The sequence below is a fragment of the Fibrobacter sp. UWS1 genome, assembly GCF_002300445.1.
In the GTDB taxonomy this organism is placed as follows: Bacteria; Fibrobacterota; Fibrobacteria; order Fibrobacterales; family Fibrobacteraceae; genus Hallerella; species Hallerella intestinalis.
In genome coordinates this window covers 965543-986194 of the sequence record NZ_NSGW01000002.1, presented here as the reverse complement: position 1 = coordinate 986194, position 20652 = coordinate 965543, and the positions used below count along the sequence as shown (strand labels likewise).

The window sequence follows — 20652 nt, the reverse complement described above, 5'->3', positions numbered from 1 at the left end:
ACAATGCAAAATCAAATCATTCCGGCTTTCCAAAGCCCACTTCTCCGCAAAAATCCAAAAGTTCGCTCTTCAAGTTTTTTAAATTCTCCCTAGATGTTTTCCCTTTTGCAGAGAATTTTGCGCAGCGCGCTGAAACACCCGAAAGCGGTCCTTGCGGTGACTTTGGCGATAACCGTTCTTTCCATCTATCCCATTCGGAATTTGAAGTGGGAATTGCGCATGATTGACATGCTTCCGAATTCCTCGGAAGTCAAACAGGCCAATGCGATTGTCGAACAGAATTTCGGCGGCTTCGGCTCTCTGGTCGCTATCATCACCTCCCCGGACAGCGCCCTGAACAACCGCCTGGTCCATGGGCTTGTTCAAGAGCTTCAAGACAACCGGTTTGTCAATTTTATCGAATACGAACCCGAAAGCGAATTTTTTGAAAAGAACAAATTGCTCTATGCGCACACGTCGGATTTGCGCAAAATCCGAGATCGCATTTCCACATTGCAGACGCAATACAAACACGAAAAGAATCCGCTTTTCGTCAATCTTCTGGAAAGCGACAGCGCCCAAAAGAACCTTCGCGATTCGATAGCCAGGGAAATCACCGACTCCCTTTCCCTTTTGCAATCCCAGAACGATTATTTGTCAAAATGGCGAAACGTCTATTCCAATGCCGACGGCACCATCCGAATTGTGTGCGTATTTCCCAAAGAACGGGTTTCCGATCTTTCGGCATCGCGAAAGCTCACCCATATTGTCGAAGGAGCCTTTGAAAGCCTGCCCGAAAGCGACCACGCAAAGCTCTACATGACGGGAAATGTCTATAAGACGGCGCACGAAGGCTGGAAAATTCTGCCGGAAGCTCGATTCACCGGGATTCTTCTCGCCCTGATCCTCGCTTTCTTTTTCCTGTTCCGCTTTGCACGGCAGCCAGCGCTTTTCATTCTTTCGGTGATCCCCATCGCCCTGGTTTTTGTATGGACATTGGCCGCCGCCTGGCTGCTCTTTGGACGCATCAACTTGTATTCCTTGATTCTCGCCGTGATACTGCCGGGCATTTCCTGCCGGGAAATCGTCCACTTGATGACGCGCTTTGCCGAAGAACAGCGGAACGGTCTGGGATACGAGCTGAGCCTGGAAAGCGCACTTTTGGGAATCGGGCCGACCATCGCCGTATCGACTTTTTCGTTTGCCGCCGCTTTCCTCGGGCTTTCCTTTGTGCCTTTGGCCGGAATGCAGGAACTGGGCATTCTCGGAGCTATCGGTTCCATTCTCAACTGGTCGCTCTCGAGTCTGGTGTTTCCCGCCCTGATTGAACGGACCCGGCGCTACCGCCCCTTCCTTGTTTTTGGAAAATTCCACAGCCGAATGCGCGGTTTTAAAGAACGCCCCTTTATCGGATTCAAAAAAGCGCTGCTACCCGTCATCCTCCTCTCCCTGATCCTGCCCTGCCGAGGAATCTACCCGAAATTCGACTACGACTTTTCGCACATTACCTACAACCCGAACACCGCCACCGCCGACTCTCTACTAAAGCAAACCAATTACCTGCATTACGAGCCGATTGTCGCCATTCTTCCCAATGCCGCAGAAGCCCGTTCCTTTTACAACAAAATCCGCCGGGAACAGGAAAGCAATCCCGCGACGGGAATTCGGGCGGTCGCCATTTTCCAGAATTTGATTCCGTCGAACCAGCAGGAAAAAATCTCGCTCTTGAATGAAATTCGGGACGAAATCGATTTTGATATGCTCCGGCGCTTGAGCCCTGCGGACTCCCAAAAGATCACCCAGCTGGAACGCCACTGGCAAATTTCCCCCATTCTCTACCAGGATTTGCCGCAGAACGTGCGCCGCGTATTCGGGGAAAACGACAAGAACCGCACGGAATACGCTTTCATCTTCCCGAATTTCAACGCTAACGACGGACTTGCCTGCCGCCGTCTTGCCAAAGAACTCGCTCCCTTCCCCTATCCCATGACTGGGACAGCCCTCATCCGGGCTGATTTGCTGAACCGGACTCTCCCCCATTTCCACAAGACCATTCTGATCGGCATCGCCGGCGTATTCCTGCTAACCTTCCTCTTCTACAAAAAAATTTCCTTTTCGCTCTTTACCGTCATTTCGCCCGTCATCGCTTTTTTCTGGCTGCTCGGCCTTTTACGCTTGCTGGAAATTCCCATTTCCGCCTATAGCGCGCTCGCCTTCCCCATTCTGATTGGCATGAGCCTGGACGGATCCATCCAGCTTTGGAACTCGTATTTTGAACATTCCACGGGCAGCATCTACTACGTTCTGCGGACAACCGGCGCGACTTGCTTCTTTGCGGAATTTTTAACCATCATCGTCCTTTTCGGGCTATTCGTCTCTTCGCATCCGGGAATCCACAAAATCGGCGTGATTTCCATCCTCGGCGGCATCTGCCTGATTCTTTCCCACCTTTTTGTTTTCCCTCTTCTTGCCGGCGCTCTGGACAGGCGTCGAATCCGCAGGAGAAACCTTCCATGAAAAATCCGTCTCTACGCATTCAAAACATCGCGCCTTCGCTCACCGTCGCCGTCGATTCCCTCGCCAAAAAATTAAAAGCGGAAGGCAAGGACATCATATCCCTGGGAGCAGGCGAACCCGACTGGGACACTCCCGAAGAAATCTGTTCCAAAGCCAAGGCCGCTATCGACGAACGAAAGACCCGCTACTCGGCCCCCCAAGGGATTTTAAGCGTCCGAAAAGCCGTCGCCCAAAAACTGCGAGAGCAAAATGGCATCGAATACGCTCCTGAACAAATCGTTCTCACCAGCGGGGCGAAGCACGCCGTGTTCAATTCCCTGCTCGCCATCGTCAATCCCGGCGACGAGGTCATCATTCCAGAGCCCTACTGGGTGACCTACCCGGAACTGGTGAAGCTTTTAGGCGGCACTCCCGTCATCATCCATACCCAAGAGGAAGACGATTTTCAAATGACGGCGCGGGCATTCCAAGAAGCCATTACCCCTCGGACAAAAGCGCTCATCCTGAACAACCCGACCAATCCTACGGGCACGCTCTACGCCGAAAAGAATCTTGCCGAAATCGCAGAAGTCATCGTCCAGAACGATCTTTACGCGGTCTCCGACGAAATCTACGAACACTTTTCTTACAGCGACAATTTCCAGTTCAAAAGCCTCGCCGCCTTTCCGGGAATGGCCGAACGCACTCTTGTGATAAACGGGCTTTCCAAATCCCATTGCATGACCGGCTGGAGAATCGGCTACGTCGCCGCGCCCCCCCAAATCGCCGCCCTGATCGCCAAAGCGCAAGGGCAGACGACCCACCATCCATCGAACATCGCCCAATACGCCGCCGAAGAAGCCTTGCAGATGCCGCTGCATTTTGTACAGCGGATGCGGGACGAGTTCAAGCGGAGAAGGGATTTTCTCTACGGTAAAATTTCACAGATTCCGGGAGTTCGCGTCCGCATTCCTCAAGGGGCGTTCTACCTGTTCGCAAATATCAGCGGACTGTTGGGAAAAACGACTCTGGACGGGAAAACTTTGACGAATTCCGTCGAGTTCTGCACCTACCTGCTCGAATCCGTCGGACTCGCCATTGTGCCGGGCAGCGCTTTCGGGCGAGACGGCTATGTACGCTTTTCCTACGCGGCTTCTCAACAGGAACTCTCTTCCGCAGCGGATCGTTTTGAAAAAGGGGCCCGCGCGCTCCGCTAATCCATGCCCTCCACGTTTTTTGTCCGAAAAATTTCTCCCGCGGCGCCCTTCCTCATCGGGCGGGGCAAAGGCGTGGACTTCGCACTGAAAGACGCTTCCGTTTCCAGGCATCACGCCAAAATCGAATACTCCGAAGGGCATTGGATTTTCACCAATCTGAGTCAAACTTCGGGCACCATTCACGACGGGAAAGAGATTGCAGAAAAAATCATCGAAGATGGCGACGTTTTTATCCTGGGTCTGCAACAGCTGCGTTTTTCCCTGAAGCAGGACGAACTCTACCTTTCGCACGTCAGATGTATCGAAGACGTTCCCACCATTCCGCTTTCCGAAAATTCGCCGATAATCCTCGGACGCGGGGAAAACGACGAACTGCCCGGAACAATTCTTCACCCCGCCTGTCCACGCTTCCTCGCCAAAGCCGAACTTTGCCAGGACCGTTTAAAACTGACATTCGTCCACGAACGCTTTCGGCGCACCCAGCTTCTTGAAAACAACGAGACGCTGAAACTCCCTTGGTGCCTGCTCGAATTTCGGGACAAAAAACTCTACCTGCATCAAAAAGATTCCGGATTTTCTTTAACCGTCCACGGTGTTTCCGTTATCCTTTCTCAAAAACAGATTCTGCAAGATATCCAGTTCAACCTTCCCGCAGGGCAAATTCTTTCGGTAGTCGGATTGAGCGGTCAAGGGAAAAGCACCTTGCTCGAACTGCTCACCGGAAAAATCAAAAAGTCCTCGGGCACTATCGTTCTTGACGGATTGGATTACGAACAGACCGATGTCCGCAGGGAAATCGCCTACCTGCCGCAGGAACCGCTTTTGCGAAAATCGCTGACCGTCATGGAAACGCTCCGTCTTTCGGCCCGCATATTCCTACCCAAAGACTATTCGCCAGAAGAAACCGAAAAGCGTGCGCGCAAGCTTTTGAAGCTGCTGCACATCTCCCCTTTGGAAAACGGCCGGATCGCCGTTCTTTCGGGCGGCGAAAAAAAGCGGGTCGCTTTGGCGGCACAACTGATGCATTCGCCCGGCATCATCCTTCTGGACGAACCGCTTTCCGGTCTGGATCCCCTGAACGCCCGGTATCTCTGCAACCATTTCAAGGATCTGGCGGCCAAAGGGCACACGATTGTCCTGACGACGCACAGTTACGAAGCCCTGCATATTTCCGACAAAATCCTTCTGATTCATCAAGGGAAAATGGGATTTTACGGCACACCCCAGGATGCGTTCCGCTACTTCAACACGGAAACTCCAGAAGGAATCCTCGAAACCCTTTCCGATAAAACAAACAGCAGCTGGCAAGATTCCGGGCGAGAAACTGCCACCCAGCTTCCCGAAGTATTTCCGCGTTCTTTTTTTCCGAGGATTCCCCGCAAAAATTCTTTTTTCTATTTCTGGAAAATTTCATTTTTGGAATGGTTCCGGGACTTGGGCAAAACCCTTTCGCTCGTCCTGCAACCGATTCTTATCGGTATTCTGCTCGCCTTGATTTTTTCCGACAATTCTTCGCTGTGGGTTGCCGCATTCGCCCTGATTCTTTGCGCCAACTGGTTCGCCCTGTCGCTTTCCGTCCGGGAAATCGTTCAGGAAAAAGCGCTGCTCCTCGAAGAATTCCGAAAAGGCACTTCCCCCTTTTCCGTTCTCGCATCCAAACTTCTGTTCACTTCGTTTTTCGCCCTGATGGAAACCGCCATCACCTTTGCCTTTCTCGGTCAAAATATCGGCGTCGCCCCCAGCCTGTGGCTCTTCGCCGCTTTAGCCGCCACAGTGCTTCCCGCAGCGTCGGCAGGCCTTCTGCTCAGCTCTTTCGCCAAAAATCCCGGACAGGCGAACGCCTTCCTGCCTTTAATCATCCTCCCGCAAATCGCCCTTTCCGGAGCGCTTGTTCCCAAAGACCAGACCAGCGTCGTGGCGCAATACCTTTCCCAAGCGATTTGGACGAGCTATGACCAGTCCGCGATGCAAAGCATCTTTACCGGCCAAACTCCGGATGTTATCGACCTTATCGTCCCCACCACTATCGCATTCTTAATTTATATTGTATCCATCCTTGCGTTAGAAACCATGAAGAAAGCAAAATGACTGTAGAAAAATTTCCCAGACCTTTCAACGAGAACTACGAACTTCTAGGCGTCCTTGGAAAGGGCGGCATGGGCTATGTCTATAAAGCCATGCAAAAAAACCTGAATCGGGAAGTCGCCTTAAAAGTTCTCGACGCCTCGTCGGACAAGGAATCCACCGAGCGATTCTACATGGAAGCCCAAGCGATGAAGGAACTCGACCACCAGAATCTGGTTCAGGTCTTTGATTTTGGGCAACAGGGAAACCAGCTTTTCATCTCCATGACTTTCGTCCGGGGAAGCACCCTTTCCGAAGTGCTGGAACATCGACGCCGCTTGAATTTCGATGCAATTGAAATCATTGCGAAGCAAGTCGCACGCGGGCTGCTTTACGCGCACAGCAAGGGAATTGTCCATCGAGACGTCAAGCCGTCCAACATCATGATTACGCACGACAACCGCGTTTACCTGATGGATTTCGGCATTTCGCATATCCAGTCCGCCGAGCGCCTGACCCTGACAGGAATGACCATGGGAACTCCGGAATACATGTCTCCGGAACAATGCCACGGCGACGAAGTGACCATCGGATCCGACATTTACAGTCTGGGCGTCATCCTTTTTGAAATGGTCTGCGGGCGGCTGCCGTTCACCGGCACAAAACCCATCGAAATCGCGATGAAGCACGTCCAGGAAGAACCGCCCAATCCCGAAAATTTTCGCCCGGATATGCCCAAGGGACTTTCCAAGCTGATTCTCAAGTGCTTAAAGAAAAGCGTTTCCGACCGATTCAAAAACATGCAGGAATTTTTGGACGCGCTCGACATCGTCTTTGCTCCGCTGCACCCGGGAGAACAGCACCACGGCCACGACACGATGAGCATTCGCAACCTGATAAAAAACAGGCCGCTCATAACAAACAAAGTCACGGACAACGTTCGCCGGCTTACAAACAAACGAATTCTGGTTTTCATCTTCGCCCTCTTCCCCCTTTTAATTTTGCTGATTCTGGCGCTCCTGCTCAGTTACAAACCGCCCAACACCCTGCAAGAAATTCACAGCATCGATATTCGCGCCGCTTACGAAGAAAAAAATATCGAAGGCGGCTCTTACAAGACATCGAATCTTTTGGACAAAGATTTGAAAACCGCCTGGCTGCTCCCCATGCCATCGAACACGCGCGCTCCCATTATGATTCTGGATTTCGACGCGCCGACCATCGTCACGCAAATCGGCTTCGCTTCCGGATTCCAAAAATCCATCGATGACCAATTTGGCGACCGCTTCCGCATTTTCAACAAACCGAAAACCCTTTCCCTGCAAACCAAAGAAGGCTTCCGGCAAACCATCTTTCTGGAAGACATCAAGGGAGTCCAATACCCGCAAATCAAAACGATGGAAACCACGGAGATTCAAATATTCTTGGACGACGCATTCATCAGCGACCCCTCCAAGGATCTCGCTATTTCCGAAATTCGCATTCTCGGGCTGCTTGCGCAATAATGTTTTCCGCCAAACACGACAACAAGAAAAAAGGACGATTCGCCGAACTCCACGCGATGGCTTTTCTCCAGCGTAAAGGCTGCACCATTTTGGCCAAGAATTACCGCTATCTCAACGGCGAATTGGACATTGTCGCCAAAGATTCCCAAGGGACCATTCTCTTTGTGGAAGTGAAATCCGTTTGGACGGCGGACAAAGGATCCCCGGCAAGCCGGATAACTCCCCAAAAGCAATTCCGCATCTGGAAAACCGCAGCCCATTTTTTGCACCATCACGGCGGGCAAAACCAAAAATCCCGTTTTGACGTCATCTGCATGGACAGAAGCGAAGGAAAGGCCGAAATAAGATATTACACCGACGCCTTCGTCGCCTGCCGCGTCATTCCGGAATGCTAGCCCCGAAAGTTTATCCGCCGACTCGGCATTTGTACGATTTTTATACATTTTCGCCATGCGATTAGAAGTTCATCCCATCAATCCGCAGAGCCGCTTTGTAAAGCAGGCCGCAGAAATTTTTGACAAAGACGGTCTGGTTCTCTATCCCACGGAATCGGGCTACGCCATCGGCTGCTCCGCAGAATCCACACGGGCTATCCACCGCTTGTACCAGCTGAAAAAGCCGATGAAAAAATTTGTCATGGCAATTATTCTCCCCGATATTCGTCGCGCATCGGAATACGCCCATGTCAGCAATTTCGCCTTTCAGATTATGAAGCACCGTGTTCCGGGCCCCTACACGTTCATTCTTCCCGCGGATCCGTCCATCGCCCGAAAGCTCGACGTCAAACGTCCGGAAGTCGGATTCCGCATGCCGGAACATCCTTTTTTCAAAGAACTCTTTCGCCTTTACGACAAGCCGATTCTCAGCACCGCAGCCAAACTTTCGGACGATGAAATTTTCACCGATCCCGAAGACCTCTGGAAACTTTTCGAGCATAAAATCGATTTGATGATCGACTGCGGAAATATCGACATCCACCCGACAAATATCATCAGCCTTGTCGGCAATACCGTCGAGGTCATCCGCGGCGAACTTTTGCCGGAACCCTAATTTTTGAAGGCCTCTTCTAAAACTTGCTCTGGTGAGGAAATTAGGAGTTCGGAGTTGGGAGTTCGGAGCGGAGCGAATTCCGTCGTTGCAGGGGGCGTTAGCAACGATATACGATACTGAGTAATTTCAATCTTCGTATGCATCAGATTGCTTCACCCTAAAGGGTTCGCAATGACGTGGAAGAAGGGGTTCGGGGCGACGGGAAACACTTCCCACTTCCCGCCTAGAAATATACCATTTTCCCTGATGACAATTGGCGGTTTCTGTGGAACGTCGTATATAATTCCTAAAAAGAAGGCGAGTATGAAAAAATCCAGGCCGCCGTCCAAATGACAGCCAGCAAAAAACGGGTTTCCCGTTTGTAAGGGTGTAGCAAATGAATCGGCAAAAAGGCGGACAAGAGAATCAGCAGCGAAGCCAGACGAAATTCAACGCCCCGATACGAAAGGGAAAGCATTCCAAAAAATTCCAGCCAAATCCACAATCCCGTCGCAAAGGATTCAAATAAGCGCCGCCGCTTTCCCAAAAAAAGAGTCGCAACGCACAGAGTCAGGGCCAGCATTCGAAATGGCAAAATCTCGCCGGGCGGAAAATCTTTCAACGTCAGCAGCCACACAAAAATTTCATCGGCAAGCAAAACGATGGCGATCGAAGCCGAACGCAACGGCAGCGAAACATTCCCTTTAAAAAGAAACGGCGCGGGAAGCATGGCAAATATCGCTGCCAGCATATACAAAAAAGAGTTCATTTCACGGCCTCTTTCTTTTTCGCCAATTCTTTGATATAACGAACCAAAGCCTGCGCCTCGGATTCCGAAACACGCCCGGCAAAGGGCTGCATATAATTTCTTCCATGAAGCACTACCTGCACCAGAGAATCTTCGCCCAAGGAATCCAAACGGGAAAGGGAAAGTTCTTGCGGAAGCGGATAATATTCGTGGACAAAACGGCGATTCAGGCTACCGTCCTTGGCGTGGCATGCGGCACAGCGCGCATTCCAAAGAAACGCGACTTCCCCGCTAGAACGAACACGCAAGACATTTTCCCCTTTCACAAGGGAATAATCTTCCGCATAAGAAGTCGGCGCACCGCGATAGACAAAGCAATCGGTGGCAAGAGCGAACAATCCGAATGCCAAAGCAAAGGGCATAACCCGGCGAATCCCAAAAACTGAAATTCCGGCCATCAAAGCGAGGCCAAAAACAGCCACCACAGCCGCTATCGGGAAAAGCGCCGGCACCATCCGCAGCCAGGGGAAATCGGGAGCGGCATTCACCCAGCAAATAGCAAAAATTCCAGCCGCGATAACACCCAAAGCAAGAGATGCCGCAAAATCCTTTTTCGGAAAATTCGATTTTTCCTCTGGAGGAAGCTCTGACACTTCGGTTAAACTTTCTGGGAAAAAACGGCGAAGCAAAACCCGCAAAGACGCAAAAACAACGCAGAACATTCCCACTCCCCAAGAGATCAAGCCCCAGTCCACCCACGTCCACGCCAACGGTTCGCGCTGTACCAAAACGATGCGTTCCCACCACAAAATTCCCAGCACAGAAAAACAAATCAAAATTCGCAAAGCTCGCCGTTCTCGCCATTGCGGAATCCACAACAATTGCGGGATCGAAAACCCAAAGAACAAAAGTTCCGGCTGCCAGATTCCCTTTGAAAAGGCTTCCCAAAGCCAGAACGCCAGCATCGCCCAAGAAAAGGACAAGAGAAAATCTTCCAAATGGCGCACCCGCTTTCCCGAAAACTCCACAAGAACCAGCACCAGACCCAGCCCCGAATAAAGCGCGCCGACAATAAAGTAGAGCGGGAAATAAGCCCCCTGCCAATGAGGGACGAAAGTCACCGCAAAATCCAACGAAACGATTGTATGCACCCAGAGTACCAACGGGAAAAGCACCCACGCCATCGGAAGTAAAAATTTTTGCAGCGGCGGAAAACGTTTTTTCAGCAAGTGCAATGCAAGGAAAACGCTCGACGAAACGAGATAAGCAAAAATCGAGAGAAAGTCCCAAACCAAAGGCGATTCGATATTCGCCCAAAACGCTCGCGCATTGGACTGAGGAAGCATCTCATAAAACCGCAAAGGATGCCCCAAATGCATCAGTGGGAAAATCACCGCGACAAGCAGAGCCACCAAAGTCGAAAGCTCCGCCATCAACGCCACGCGATGCTGCCACTTAACGCCGAGAACCAAAAGAATCGCCGAAAGAAAAGTCCCCGCATGCGCAAGCCCTATCCAAAAGACAAAATTGGCTATCGGCGTTCCCCAAAAAAAAGTCTGCGAAAGCCCCCAACTGGAAGGCCCCTGCGAAAGTGCGCCATACAAAGCCACCATTCCGGGAATCAGCAAAATCGTGCCGAAAACAAGCAGAAAGCGATTCATACCTTGTCTCTCAAGTAAACAACCGCTGGGAAAAAGCGAGCAACAGAAGCGGGAGCAAATACGCCCCGTCCCTGCGTGCAACGGACCAAATCCGAATCGGGATCCAGCCAATTTCCAAACACAATCGCCCGCTTAGGGCAAGCTTCGGCGCAAGCTGTCGAAACGCCTTTTCCCAACCATTCGCCGCCCAGGGTTTTCTCGCGAATCCGAGCGTCCTGCATCCGCTGAATGCAAAGGGAACATTTTTCCATAACGCCTTGCGGACGAATCGGCACTTCGGGATTAAATTTGTACGCAAGCCCGTTTTCTTCGGCACTCATGTAATTAAATTTTCTGATATGAAGCGGGCAGTTCGCACCGCAAAACCGGGTGCCGATACAACGCGGGTAAACCATCGCCGAAAATCCGTCGGGACTCGCCACCGCAGCCCCCGTCGGACAGACCTTTTCACAGGGAGCGTCGCCGCAATGCGCGCACATCACAGGAACATTCCCGCGCAATTCCAGCCAGTGCATATAACGTCCCTTTTCCGCTTCCTGTGGATTCACGCAGGGAACATTATTTTCCCGCATACACGCCAAAGCGCACTCGCCACAACCGTCGCAACGATCCAAATCGATTGCCATTCCCAAACGCACGTCGGCATTCGGAAACCGGGGGTGCTTCCCCGGGCGCGAAATTTCCACCCATTCTTCGGATTTCGGAAATTTTTTCCGAACCGCTTCAATCTCCTTTTCCATCTGTTTTAAAGAGGGCTTATTCTGTTTTGGGTGAAAATTTGAAGGTAAATTTTTGGCCGTTCGACGGCACCCCGCCAGCGATACGAAAGCAAAAGCCAGCGAAAGCATTTTCAAAAAAACGGCACGGGAAACTTTCATCGATGACACCTTGCGCAATCCGTAGAAGACTCGGGAAATCCGCGCTCGCCACGATGACAAGCCAGACACTCTCCCATTTGAATTCGGGGACGCCTGCCCGCATCGATTTCGCGAAGCGAACCATGGCAAGTTTCGCAACTCACCCCCGCCTTGGCGTGAAGCCCGTGCGGAAACACGACGTTTGCCGGCAAGAGGCTTTCAAAAACAAACGGGCAATCCGGCGATTCGGCAAGCGCTTTTTCCAATCGCGTATTTTCGGGGGAATCCGTCAGCGGCAAATGATGGCAATCCATACAATCCGCTTTCGTAGGCATTCCCGCCCGAATGCCGCCTTGCGCTCCCAAGTGGCATTTGCCGCATTCAACGCCGATATTTTCCCCGTGCTGTTCATGACGAAAGGGGACGTTGGATTTTGCGTGAAAATAATCGGGAAAGGCAAGCAGATCCCACATCAAAAGGCCTACGCCGCTCAACACCAGCGCGATGAAAAGAATTGCCAATGAACGTTTGTTTTTCACCGATTTCGCTCGAAGCAAAAGCACGGCTATCCGAAAATTCGAAGACCGCATTCCGCATCCGCCCTAAATCTACAATTTTCTTTCTTCCTATTTTCGCCCCTTCTCCCCAAATCCGAACTTGTCGCCGTCCGTCTATTACTATATTTGTCGCGCTAGGCAACTTCTAAAAATTTCTTTGTTTAGAAGTCGCTGATTCATATTCCCATCAAGGAAGTTCTCTTATGAAACGTACTCACAACTGCGGCGAACTCCGCAAAGAAGACATCGGCAAAACCGTATCCCTTGCCGGCTGGGTAGATCGTCGTCGCGACCTCGGCGGCGTCATTTTCGTGGATCTCCGCGATAAATTCGGAAAGACCCAGGTTGTTTTCAACCCGGAACGAAACGCCGAAGTTCACAAGATTGCGGACAAAATCCGGAACGAATATGTCATTTATATTACCGGCGAAGTCCAGGCCCGTCCCGAAGGCATGGAAAACGATAAACTGGCGACCGGCGCTGTCGATGTCAAAGTGGACAAGCTCGAAATCCTGAACGAAGCGCAAACCTCGCCCATCGAAATCAACAACGCCAAAGAAGAGAGCAAAGAAAACGACGACTTTAGACTGCAATACCGCTACTTGGATTTGAGACGTCCCTGGATCCAGAAGAACCTGCTTCTCAAAAGCCGATTCCTCAAAGCGGTTTACGACTTCTTTTACGCCAACGGCTTTGAAAACATCGAAACGCCAGTCCTCTGCAAATCCACTCCCGAAGGCGCCCGCGATTACCTAGTGCCGTCCCGCGTGAACCCGGGAAAATTCTACGCGCTTCCGCAAAGCCCGCAGCAATACAAGCAGCTCTTGATGATCGCCGGTTTTGACCGCTATTTCCAGATTGCCAAGTGCTTCCGGGACGAAGACCTCCGGGCCGACCGCCAGCCGGAATTTACGCAGATCGACGTGGAAATGTCCTTTGTCAATCAGGACGAAGTCATGGACATGTTCGACCAATTCGTCACGGACGTTTTGGGCAAAGTCTGGAATTTTGAACCGCCCCGCCACATTCGCCGCATGAAGTGGCACGAAGCGATGCTCAAATACGGCTCCGACAAACCGGACCTGCGTTTTGACTTGGAAATTCACGACGTATCCGAAATCGCCATCCAGTCGAACTTCGGCGTATTCAAAAATGCCGTCGCTGCAGGGGGCAAGGTTCGTGGACTCGCCGCAAAGGGCTGCGTGGATTTCACCCGCAAGCAAATCGACGATTTGACCGCCTACGTCGCCAAATACGGTGCCAAGGGTCTCGTGTGGATGCGCGTCAAGGAAAACGACACGGTAGAAACCCAGGTGGGAAAATTCTTCACTACGGAACAGCTGAACGCCTTGCGCGATGCGATTGAAGCCAAGGAAGGCGATATGATGTTCTTCATCGCCGGTCCCGAAAAAGTCGCAGCAACCGCTATGGGCCAGCTCCGACTGGAAGTCGCCCGCATCAAGGGTCTCCGCGATCCGAAAAAGCGCGAGTTCGTCTGGATTACGGAATTTCCCATGTTTGAATACAGCGAAACCGAAGGCCGCTACATGGCTATGCACCATCCTTTCACCAACCCGCTGCCCGAACATCTGCAAATGATGCTCGACGGAAATCTGAAAGACTGCAATGCCGAAGCCTACGACCTGGTTCTGAACGGCGTCGAAATCGGCGGCGGCTCCATCCGTATTCACGATCCCAAAGTGCAAGAAAAAGTGTTCCGCCTCTTGGGGCTTTCCGAAGAACAAGTCCGCGACAAGTTCGGATTCTTCGTCGATGCGTTCAAGTTCGGCGCGCCTCCGCACGGCGGTTTGGCTTTTGGCCTTGACCGCGTCGTCGCCACCATGGAAGGGCAGGAATCCATTCGCGACTTTATCGCCTTCCCCAAAAACACGAGCGCATCCAGCCCCATGGATCAGTGCCCGAGCGAAGTCGATGTCGCCCAGCTGAACGACCTGCATGTTTCCATCAATATGCTCGACAACCAAAAGAAAGCTTAAGGGTTTTCTCGATTTTCCGAAAGGCTTCCCGTTTGGGAAGCTTTTTTTGCAACAACGCGCCAGAAGCGGTCTCCCATCCCGCAAAAGAAATACGAAAACAGCCTCTCCCATTCGGAAGAGGCTGTTTTTAGTGAGTGTGTGGTCTAGGAAAATTTCATCCTATCCCTAATTTAGAAGAAATCGCAGACGAACGCCATCGCCGGGCATAAAAAACGTTGTAATGTTTTACAACAAATTAGAGCAAAATGACTACAAGCGACACCGCCACAATTACCGATGTCGCGGGCAAAATAAAGCGCCGCATCAAACGCCCGCCAATCACACAGGCAAGAATCCCCTTGCAAAGAGTATTCGCCAAAGCCGCAATCGCAATCGCCTTCCCCGCAGTCGCTATCAAAACCGATCCCGACTTCGCCATATCCAAAATGGAAAGGGTTATCGCATCCATTTCGGCAAGCCCCGTCACAAAACTCGAAAGAAAAAGCGCTTCGTTTCCAAAATATTTTTGAGTCGCATTGGCAATAAAAAGCACGACGGCAAAAATAAATCCGAATTTAATGGAAGGCAGCAGATTAAAAGGGTTTGTAAAATTTTCATGTTGCGCCGCATGACTCGCTTTATTTTTACGATGCAAAATGTATGCGCAAATCAGTCCGGGAATCGGCGGAATCAAAAGCGGCAAAGCCAACGACGAAGCCAGTTGCGGCACAAGGATGATGCAAATCAAATAAACCCGCAAATACATGACCGACCAAGAAATAATGATTCCCATCGACAACGACGCAGAATACTCGGCATTTTCCTTGCTTCGCCCAGCAAGTCCCAAGGTCAAAGCGGTACTCGACGCAAGCCCGCCAAAAAGCCCCGTCAGTCCAATTCCCTTTCCAGGACCAATCCACTTGATAAGCACATAGCCGACAAAAGAAATGCCCGAAATAAAGCAGACAAACAGCCACACTTTATATGGGGAAATGACTTCGAGTCCAACAGGACCGTAATTCTTTTCTGGAAGAATCGGAAGAATCACCGCAGAAATCAAGGCGAACTTGAGCGTGGCGATAATATCTTCTTTGGAAACCCGGTGCGCAAAAGAATGCAGCGGATCTTTGAACGTCAAAAGCCCGAGCACGCAAACGGCGACAGCGACGCTTTCCAGAATGCGCCCGTAAAAACAAAGCCCCCCCAGCATAAACACTGCGAGAAGCGCGACACTGGTCGTAATCCCCGTGAGCACTTTAGAAAGGGCGATATGCATAGCGCCCAAAAGAATTCCGAGCACTAGAAGCAAAGCGACAAAGGGAACGACCGAATTCATTTGCTGGGACATCAACGCTCCCAAAGCCCCGAGGATTCCCGCAATGGCAAACGTACGGATTCCGGCGGAATGAAAAGCTTCATTTTGATAAGTATTTTCCCGCTGGAGCCCGATAATAAGACCTATCGCTATCGCACAAGCGAGCCTGTAAAACAAATTGAATTCCATATCCAGAAATCTACACTCTTCCCTTAAAAAGCGTACTAGCTCCGCGAAATGCTAAACCGCAGTTGAAATGCATGCGAGTGCCAGTTGAAATCGCTAAAATCGACGTCTTCGCCAAAAACATAGGTGTAAGCGATATCAAATCCGAGAGACCAGTTGCCGCTCACCCACCATTCCTTGCCCACTTCCAATTGCAGGCCAAAACCCGCAGCAACGGCCTCCCCGTAAAAGCCATCGTTCCTGTAAAATTCATCCTCCAGCAAAAAAACTCCGCAAGAGCCCAATCCAAACGCCCCTCCGACAAAAAAGTTGTCCCAAATGCCGCCCTGCGCCGGATAGAAAACAACGCCCGGTCCCAGCAGGAAATTCAGGACAACCGCGTCGCTTTTCCTCTCATAAAATTCATTATAATAGTCTGAGGTAACTTCTCCCGAAGCTCCCGAAACGGAAAACACGCCAGCAATCACCAAGTGCGGATTGATTGCGCCACCGATTTTGATCGTAAAATGTTCAGCCAATATGTACGACAAGTCCACCGAGAATCTCTCCGACTCGTCCGATTCCACGTTCAAAAATCCGAGTCCCGTTTTAAAATTCAGAAAGAAACCATCGTGCACGCGGGGTTCAGCAAATGCCATCGCACAAATGGCCAAAAAAGCGACTAGAAAATTTTTCATGAAAACCTCCTTTTCCATTTCTTTCAATAGGTCGCCTCTAAAAATAGCTTTGATAATGCTTCGACTAGTTCGACAAGCTTACTAACCGGCGGTCCCTGAGTTTATCGAAGAGCAGCAGCCGTTTGTAGAACTAATCGAAGAGCGGCTGGGACGAGAATGGCCACAATAACGAACCTCGCCGCCGCTTTCAAGCATTTCCGGCAAAAGGAAATATCTTGCTAAATTTTCCAAATGGATCTTTCGAAGCGCATCAAACGGCATATTACAGCGATACCCCACGAATTTCGGGCGATTTGCCACCCCGGATTCGAAAAAACGTGCGAAGCGGAATTTCGAAATTTGGGCTTTTCTGCCCCCATCCAAATTTCCTTCGGGGCACTGGACTTTACCGCAAAGCTCGAAGACGCCTGGATGCTTTCCGCATTTTCCCGCACTTGTACGCGAATCCTGATGCGCATCGCCAAATTTTCCGCCGAAAATTTTGGACGCTTGGAAAAAAAATCGCAAAGCATTCCCTGGGAACTCTACTTTCCTCAAAATTCCCTTCCCACAATCCGCGTCACCTGCAAAAAATCGCGACTATACCATTCGGATGCCATCGCCGAACGTTTGCGCCCCTTTGTCGAGAACGCCCTCGAAAAATCGGGAGAGGAAAGCGCAATGCCGTTTGCGCAAAATCTGTTCGTCCATTTTGAAAACGACCTCTGCCAATGCAGCGTGGATCTCGCAGGCACTCCTCTTTACAAACGCGGCTTTGAACGCCATGTGGAAGAAGCGCCTATTCGCGACACCCTTGCCGCATCCATCCTTTTGGAGTCGGGGCTTTTGCAAACCCAGAAGCTCTTTGACCCCATGGCCGGCAGCGGTACATTTTCAAGCGAAGCGGCCCTTCTTTTGGCGGGAGCGAATCTTTGGAAAACCAGGAACTTCGCCTTGCAATCCGCCCCATCCTTTAGACCTGCGGCCTGGAACTTCATCACGAACAACACGCCGGGATTAAAGCTCGCCGACGACCTGAAAATTTTTACCGGGGACATTTCCACAAAAGCCTTTGAAACGCTGGAATACAATCTGAAAATCCAAGGAGCGGCTCCCTTTTTGAAACCCCTTCCTCCCGACGCATTGGAAATTTCCCACAGCGACTTTTTCCTTTTGCCCAAACCCAAAAGCTCTTGCCTGCTGGTGCTGAACCCGCCATACGGGAAAAGGATTCACGCCGATGTTCCCAAACTCTACAAGGAAATCGGTAAAAAAATCCGCTCCGATTTTGCACTTTCACATTTTGCCGTCATCGCCCCCAACGCCGAAGCCGAAAAAGCGCTAGCAATTCCGTTCCAACGAAAAATCCGCACACTGCACGGTGGCATCGAAATTCACGTTCTCATCCAATAAAGAATTACACACAACCAAACCCAAATGTGCGAAACCGCCCATCCAAAGAAAAGCATTTTCGTGAATTTGGATGGGGCGTTTCCCGCCTGCGGCGGGTCGCTCCCTAGCGTTATCGCCTTCGGCGTCCGTTCAGCCAGCCTTCGGCGTGTCCGAACCCATTCGGGCGTCGGTCGCTAACGCAAAAACCGTTTTGAATCTTGCCGCGAAAAGAAAGGTTTCCCCCTTTCAACCCCATTCACTGTCCGCCTTTTTCCACATGACGGGCTTCTTCCTTTCCCCGCATCACCAGACTCTTAACAAGACCGAGCAAGGCACTCATTTCAAAACGGGTCGGCTCCAAACGCTGCAAAAATTCCCGAACAGCGGATTCCGTCCAAGTATTGTTCTGGTAGCGGTCCGTCAAATGCCCGTGCAAATATGACAAAAAATTTTCAATCTGCCCGATATTCGCTTTTTCAATGCGACCCCGTTTTAACGGAACCCGGTCCGTGCGCAAACCCGGATTATTCAAAAGTCCCGAACGGCAGAGTTCATAACACGCCGCCGTTACCGCTTGGGCAAGATTCAGGCTCATCTGCCCGGGAACGGGGATTTCACAAATCATCGCGCAGCGTTCGATTTCTTCCAAGGAAAGTCCGCACGATTCCCGTCCAAAGACCAAAGCGATAGTGCCGTCTTTCGGCAAGAACTCGGTAATGTGCGGAAGGGAGGTGTGCGGAATAATCGTATCAAATCGGCGACGGGAAAAAGCGAACGCATAATGCGCAGTCGAAAGCGCTTCGTCCAAGGAATGCACGACCTTGGCGCCATCGAGAATTTCCGAAGAATTGTGCGCCGTCCTGTAAGATTCCGGATTCACCGCATCCCGTTTCGGATAAACGATATACAATTCCGAAATCGCATTGCAGTGCATGGCTCGAGCGACAAAGCCCACATTGTGCGGATGCTCGGGTTCTACAAGGACAATTCGAAAAGTAAGCACTGGCGACCTCGATCAAAAATTAAATTTTCCACGCAAAATCCTTCCCGCGGATTTCGTTCCGTACAAATTCACACGATTCCGTTTTGGCTCCGTCAAAAAAGATGACGTGATCCAATTTCACCTGGGCGGCAAGCTCCACGCCGGGCATGAGTACCGCAGCCTTGGCAAAGGGAAGAAGTTCAGCAGGAACGCCAAAATTCCCCACACCGAGTTCCTTTCGGCGAAAATCACAGGCGCGCATCAATCCTTCGGGAGAACCCATGTCAATCCACAAAGCCCCCCGTTGGCTCACATCTACAAACGGCGGCGTTCCCTGCTCGCAAAGGCGTTTCCAAAAATCGCGAATATCTTTTTCCGAAGAACGAATCATCTGCAATGCCCGCTTGGAATACCAGGAAATCCCCGAAAAAGTCGCTCGTTCTTTTGTACGCAATCCGAAGCGATTCTGGATTCCCGCCATATAGCCGGATTTCAAGGAAATCGTATTCACCGCCGGATTATCCACGGCGAGCAAGGCACAGGGCGCACCCGACGAACGGGAAAGTTTCAAAAAGGATTTCAAATCGAAACGGCAATAGCAATCGGAATTCATCACCAGAAGTTCATCGCAGGGATCTTCCGCATTCATCCGGAAAAGCGGTCCGCCCGTTCCCAAAATCTCCGGGGTTTCCACCCACACCTTTTCCACGCCGAAAGCCGTCGCCGCCTGCAAAAGCGATTCCGCCATATAATGCGCATTGATGTGGATATGCGCCTCGGGAACGGTGTGCGCCAAATCCATCTGATGTTCCAGAATCGTTTTATCGACAACCCGGACCAGCGGTTTTGGCATTTGCAAAGTCAGCGGGCGCAACCGGGTGCCAAGCCCCGCAGCAAGAATCAGTATGCGCACTTACAGTTCTCCGTTTTCAATAAAATCCTTCCGAAACGTTCCCGAGCCCAACAAAATATCGATGGGAAGCTTTTCATATTCGTATTCATAAGGAGGATTCTTCCAAGCGAAATCATTCGGATATTCATGCAGCAAATAACGCAAAATGCGAACCGCCATTTCAAAAGACCGGAATTTTTCCCTGTCCAGGACATGGATTTGCGCACCGCCGCAAATTTGCCCCGCGCCTTTGTGAAAAGTCGGCTGAAAATAATTTTCCCGAAAATAGACGCCGGGCAATTTTAAACCGTTCAAGTAGCGGCAAAGTTTTTTCGCATCGATAAAAGGCGCGCCGAAAAGTTCAAACGGTCGAGTCGTGCCGCGGCCTTCGCTGACATTCGTCGCTTCAAAAAGGCACATCCCCGGATACACGATTGCCGTATCCAGAGTCGGCATATTCGGCGAGGGCATCACCCACGGAAGCCCCGTTTCATCAAACCACATCCGCGAATCGTAGCCGTCCATTTCCATCACATGCAGTTCGACATGCGGAAAGCATTCTTCTTGAAACTGGCGGGCAAGCTCGCCAATCGTCCTGCCATGCCGGATGGGCAATTTCCAAAGACCGACAAAGCTCGTATAATCCAAATCCAGAACAGGACCTTCCACCGTATTTCCCAAGGGATTTGGACGGTTCAAAACGATGACGGGGATATTCGCCTTTTCACAGGCTTTCATGCAAAGAAAAAGAGTCCAGATAAACGTGTAGTAACGGGCGCCGACATCTTGCATATCCACAAAAAGCACATCGAGGTGGGAAAGCATTTCAGGGGAAGGTTCCCGCGTTTTTCCGTAAAGGCTGTAAACCGGAATTCCCAGTTCCGGATCCACAGAGCCTTCCCATTCAATCATGTTGTCCTGGGTATGCCCCAGAATGCCGTGCTGCGGACCGAAAAGCGCGGACAATTTGAAAAGGTTGCCGTCAAAACGGCGGAGAATTTCCAAGGAGTGGTGTAAAGAGGAATCGATGGACGCCGGGTGCAGGAGGGCCCCCAGACGCTTTCCGCGCCATTTTTGCGGATACGAATCTTCAAAAGAGGAATAAGCTAATCTGACTGTCATTATTTGCTATATTTTGAG

At 51.0% G+C, this 20652-nt stretch carries 17 protein-coding genes; 8 read left to right on the top strand and 9 right to left on the bottom strand.

Going from position 1 to position 20652, the window contains the following annotated elements; genetic code table 11:
• Positions 1 to 105: 105 nt before the first annotated feature.
• Genes BGX14_RS14530 through BGX14_RS14505 form a run of 6 tightly spaced genes read left to right on the top strand, consistent with a single transcriptional unit; the run spans position 106 to position 8311 of the window.
• Positions 106 to 2496, top strand: a complete 2391-nt coding sequence (locus BGX14_RS14530) for an MMPL family transporter (RefSeq protein WP_158223351.1) — start codon at positions 106 to 108, stop codon at positions 2494 to 2496.
• A complete protein-coding gene (locus tag BGX14_RS14525) occupies positions 2493 to 3692 on the top strand; it encodes a pyridoxal phosphate-dependent aminotransferase (RefSeq protein WP_095880278.1) in 1200 nt (399 codons plus the stop codon). Before BGX14_RS14530 ends, BGX14_RS14525 begins: the two co-directional genes overlap by 4 nt.
• Positions 3693 to 3695: 3 nt before the next feature.
• A complete protein-coding gene (locus BGX14_RS14520) occupies positions 3696 to 5780 on the top strand; it encodes an ATP-binding cassette domain-containing protein (RefSeq protein ID WP_095880277.1) in 2085 nt (694 codons plus the stop codon).
• Positions 5777 to 7261 (top strand): serine/threonine-protein kinase, encoded by a 1485-nt coding sequence (locus BGX14_RS14515; protein ID WP_078776612.1) that lies wholly within the window; start codon positions 5777 to 5779, stop codon positions 7259 to 7261. The genes BGX14_RS14520 and BGX14_RS14515 overlap by 4 nt, the downstream gene beginning before the upstream one ends.
• A complete protein-coding gene (locus tag BGX14_RS14510) occupies positions 7261 to 7656 on the top strand; it encodes a YraN family protein (protein ID WP_095880276.1) in 396 nt (131 codons plus the stop codon). Before BGX14_RS14515 ends, BGX14_RS14510 begins: the two co-directional genes overlap by 1 nt.
• A 55-nt stretch (positions 7657 to 7711) precedes the next feature.
• Positions 7712 to 8311 carry an L-threonylcarbamoyladenylate synthase gene (locus BGX14_RS14505; RefSeq protein ID WP_073304221.1) on the top strand — a complete coding sequence of 200 codons (600 nt, stop codon included), beginning with the start codon at positions 7712 to 7714 and terminating at the stop codon, positions 8309 to 8311.
• 286 nt (positions 8312 to 8597) lie between these two features.
• Here the strand turns inward: BGX14_RS14505 and BGX14_RS14500 are convergent, their stop codons facing one another.
• The 4 genes from BGX14_RS14500 to BGX14_RS14485 form a co-directional block, all read right to left on the bottom strand.
• Entirely contained in the window at positions 8598 to 9059 is a 462-nt protein-coding gene (locus BGX14_RS14500) for a hypothetical protein (RefSeq protein ID WP_095880275.1), read from the bottom strand.
• Complete coding sequence (locus BGX14_RS14495; protein WP_095880274.1) at positions 9056 to 10699, bottom strand: DmsC/YnfH family molybdoenzyme membrane anchor subunit; 1644 nt, start codon at positions 10697 to 10699, stop codon at positions 9056 to 9058. Before BGX14_RS14495 ends, BGX14_RS14500 begins: the two co-directional genes overlap by 4 nt.
• A complete protein-coding gene (locus BGX14_RS14490) occupies positions 10696 to 11439 on the bottom strand; it encodes a 4Fe-4S dicluster domain-containing protein (protein WP_158223350.1) in 744 nt (247 codons plus the stop codon). Before BGX14_RS14490 ends, BGX14_RS14495 begins: the two co-directional genes overlap by 4 nt.
• A gap of 134 nt (positions 11440 to 11573) precedes the next feature.
• Positions 11574 to 12095 carry a cytochrome c3 family protein gene (locus BGX14_RS14485; protein ID WP_158223349.1) on the bottom strand — a complete coding sequence of 174 codons (522 nt, stop codon included), beginning with the start codon at positions 12093 to 12095 and terminating at the stop codon, positions 11574 to 11576.
• Positions 12096 to 12316: 221 nt separating this feature from the next.
• On the opposite strand from BGX14_RS14485, the gene aspS reads away from it, so the two are divergent.
• Positions 12317 to 14110: an aspartate--tRNA ligase gene (gene aspS / locus BGX14_RS14480; RefSeq protein WP_073304230.1), complete on the top strand. Its 1794-nt coding sequence runs from the start codon at positions 12317 to 12319 to the stop codon at positions 14108 to 14110.
• Positions 14111 to 14345: 235 nt separating this feature from the next.
• Here aspS and BGX14_RS14475 read toward each other — a convergent pair whose 3' ends face one another.
• Positions 14346 to 15593 carry an MgtC/SapB family protein gene (locus BGX14_RS14475; RefSeq protein ID WP_095880271.1) on the bottom strand — a complete coding sequence of 416 codons (1248 nt, stop codon included), beginning with the start codon at positions 15591 to 15593 and terminating at the stop codon, positions 14346 to 14348.
• A 35-nt stretch (positions 15594 to 15628) separates the two neighbouring features.
• A complete protein-coding gene (locus tag BGX14_RS14470) occupies positions 15629 to 16267 on the bottom strand; it encodes an outer membrane beta-barrel protein (RefSeq protein WP_158223348.1) in 639 nt (212 codons plus the stop codon).
• 231 nt (positions 16268 to 16498) lie between these two features.
• Between BGX14_RS14470 and BGX14_RS14465 the strand changes: the two genes are divergently transcribed.
• On the top strand, positions 16499 to 17659 hold the full coding sequence (locus BGX14_RS14465) for a class I SAM-dependent RNA methyltransferase (protein WP_095880269.1): 1161 nt from the start codon (positions 16499 to 16501) through the stop codon (positions 17657 to 17659).
• A gap of 235 nt (positions 17660 to 17894) precedes the next feature.
• Here the strand turns inward: BGX14_RS14465 and BGX14_RS14460 are convergent, their stop codons facing one another.
• From BGX14_RS14460 to BGX14_RS14450, 3 genes are read right to left on the bottom strand one after another with little or no spacing between them, the layout of a single operon-like run.
• Positions 17895 to 18641 carry an RNA methyltransferase gene (locus BGX14_RS14460; protein ID WP_073304238.1) on the bottom strand — a complete coding sequence of 249 codons (747 nt, stop codon included), beginning with the start codon at positions 18639 to 18641 and terminating at the stop codon, positions 17895 to 17897.
• A gap of 19 nt (positions 18642 to 18660) precedes the next feature.
• Positions 18661 to 19533 (bottom strand): sugar phosphate nucleotidyltransferase, encoded by an 873-nt coding sequence (locus tag BGX14_RS14455; protein ID WP_073304239.1) that lies wholly within the window; start codon positions 19531 to 19533, stop codon positions 18661 to 18663.
• Positions 19534 to 20634 carry an exo-beta-N-acetylmuramidase NamZ domain-containing protein gene (locus BGX14_RS14450; RefSeq protein ID WP_095880268.1) on the bottom strand — a complete coding sequence of 367 codons (1101 nt, stop codon included), beginning with the start codon at positions 20632 to 20634 and terminating at the stop codon, positions 19534 to 19536.
• Positions 20635 to 20652 lie beyond the last annotated feature (18 nt).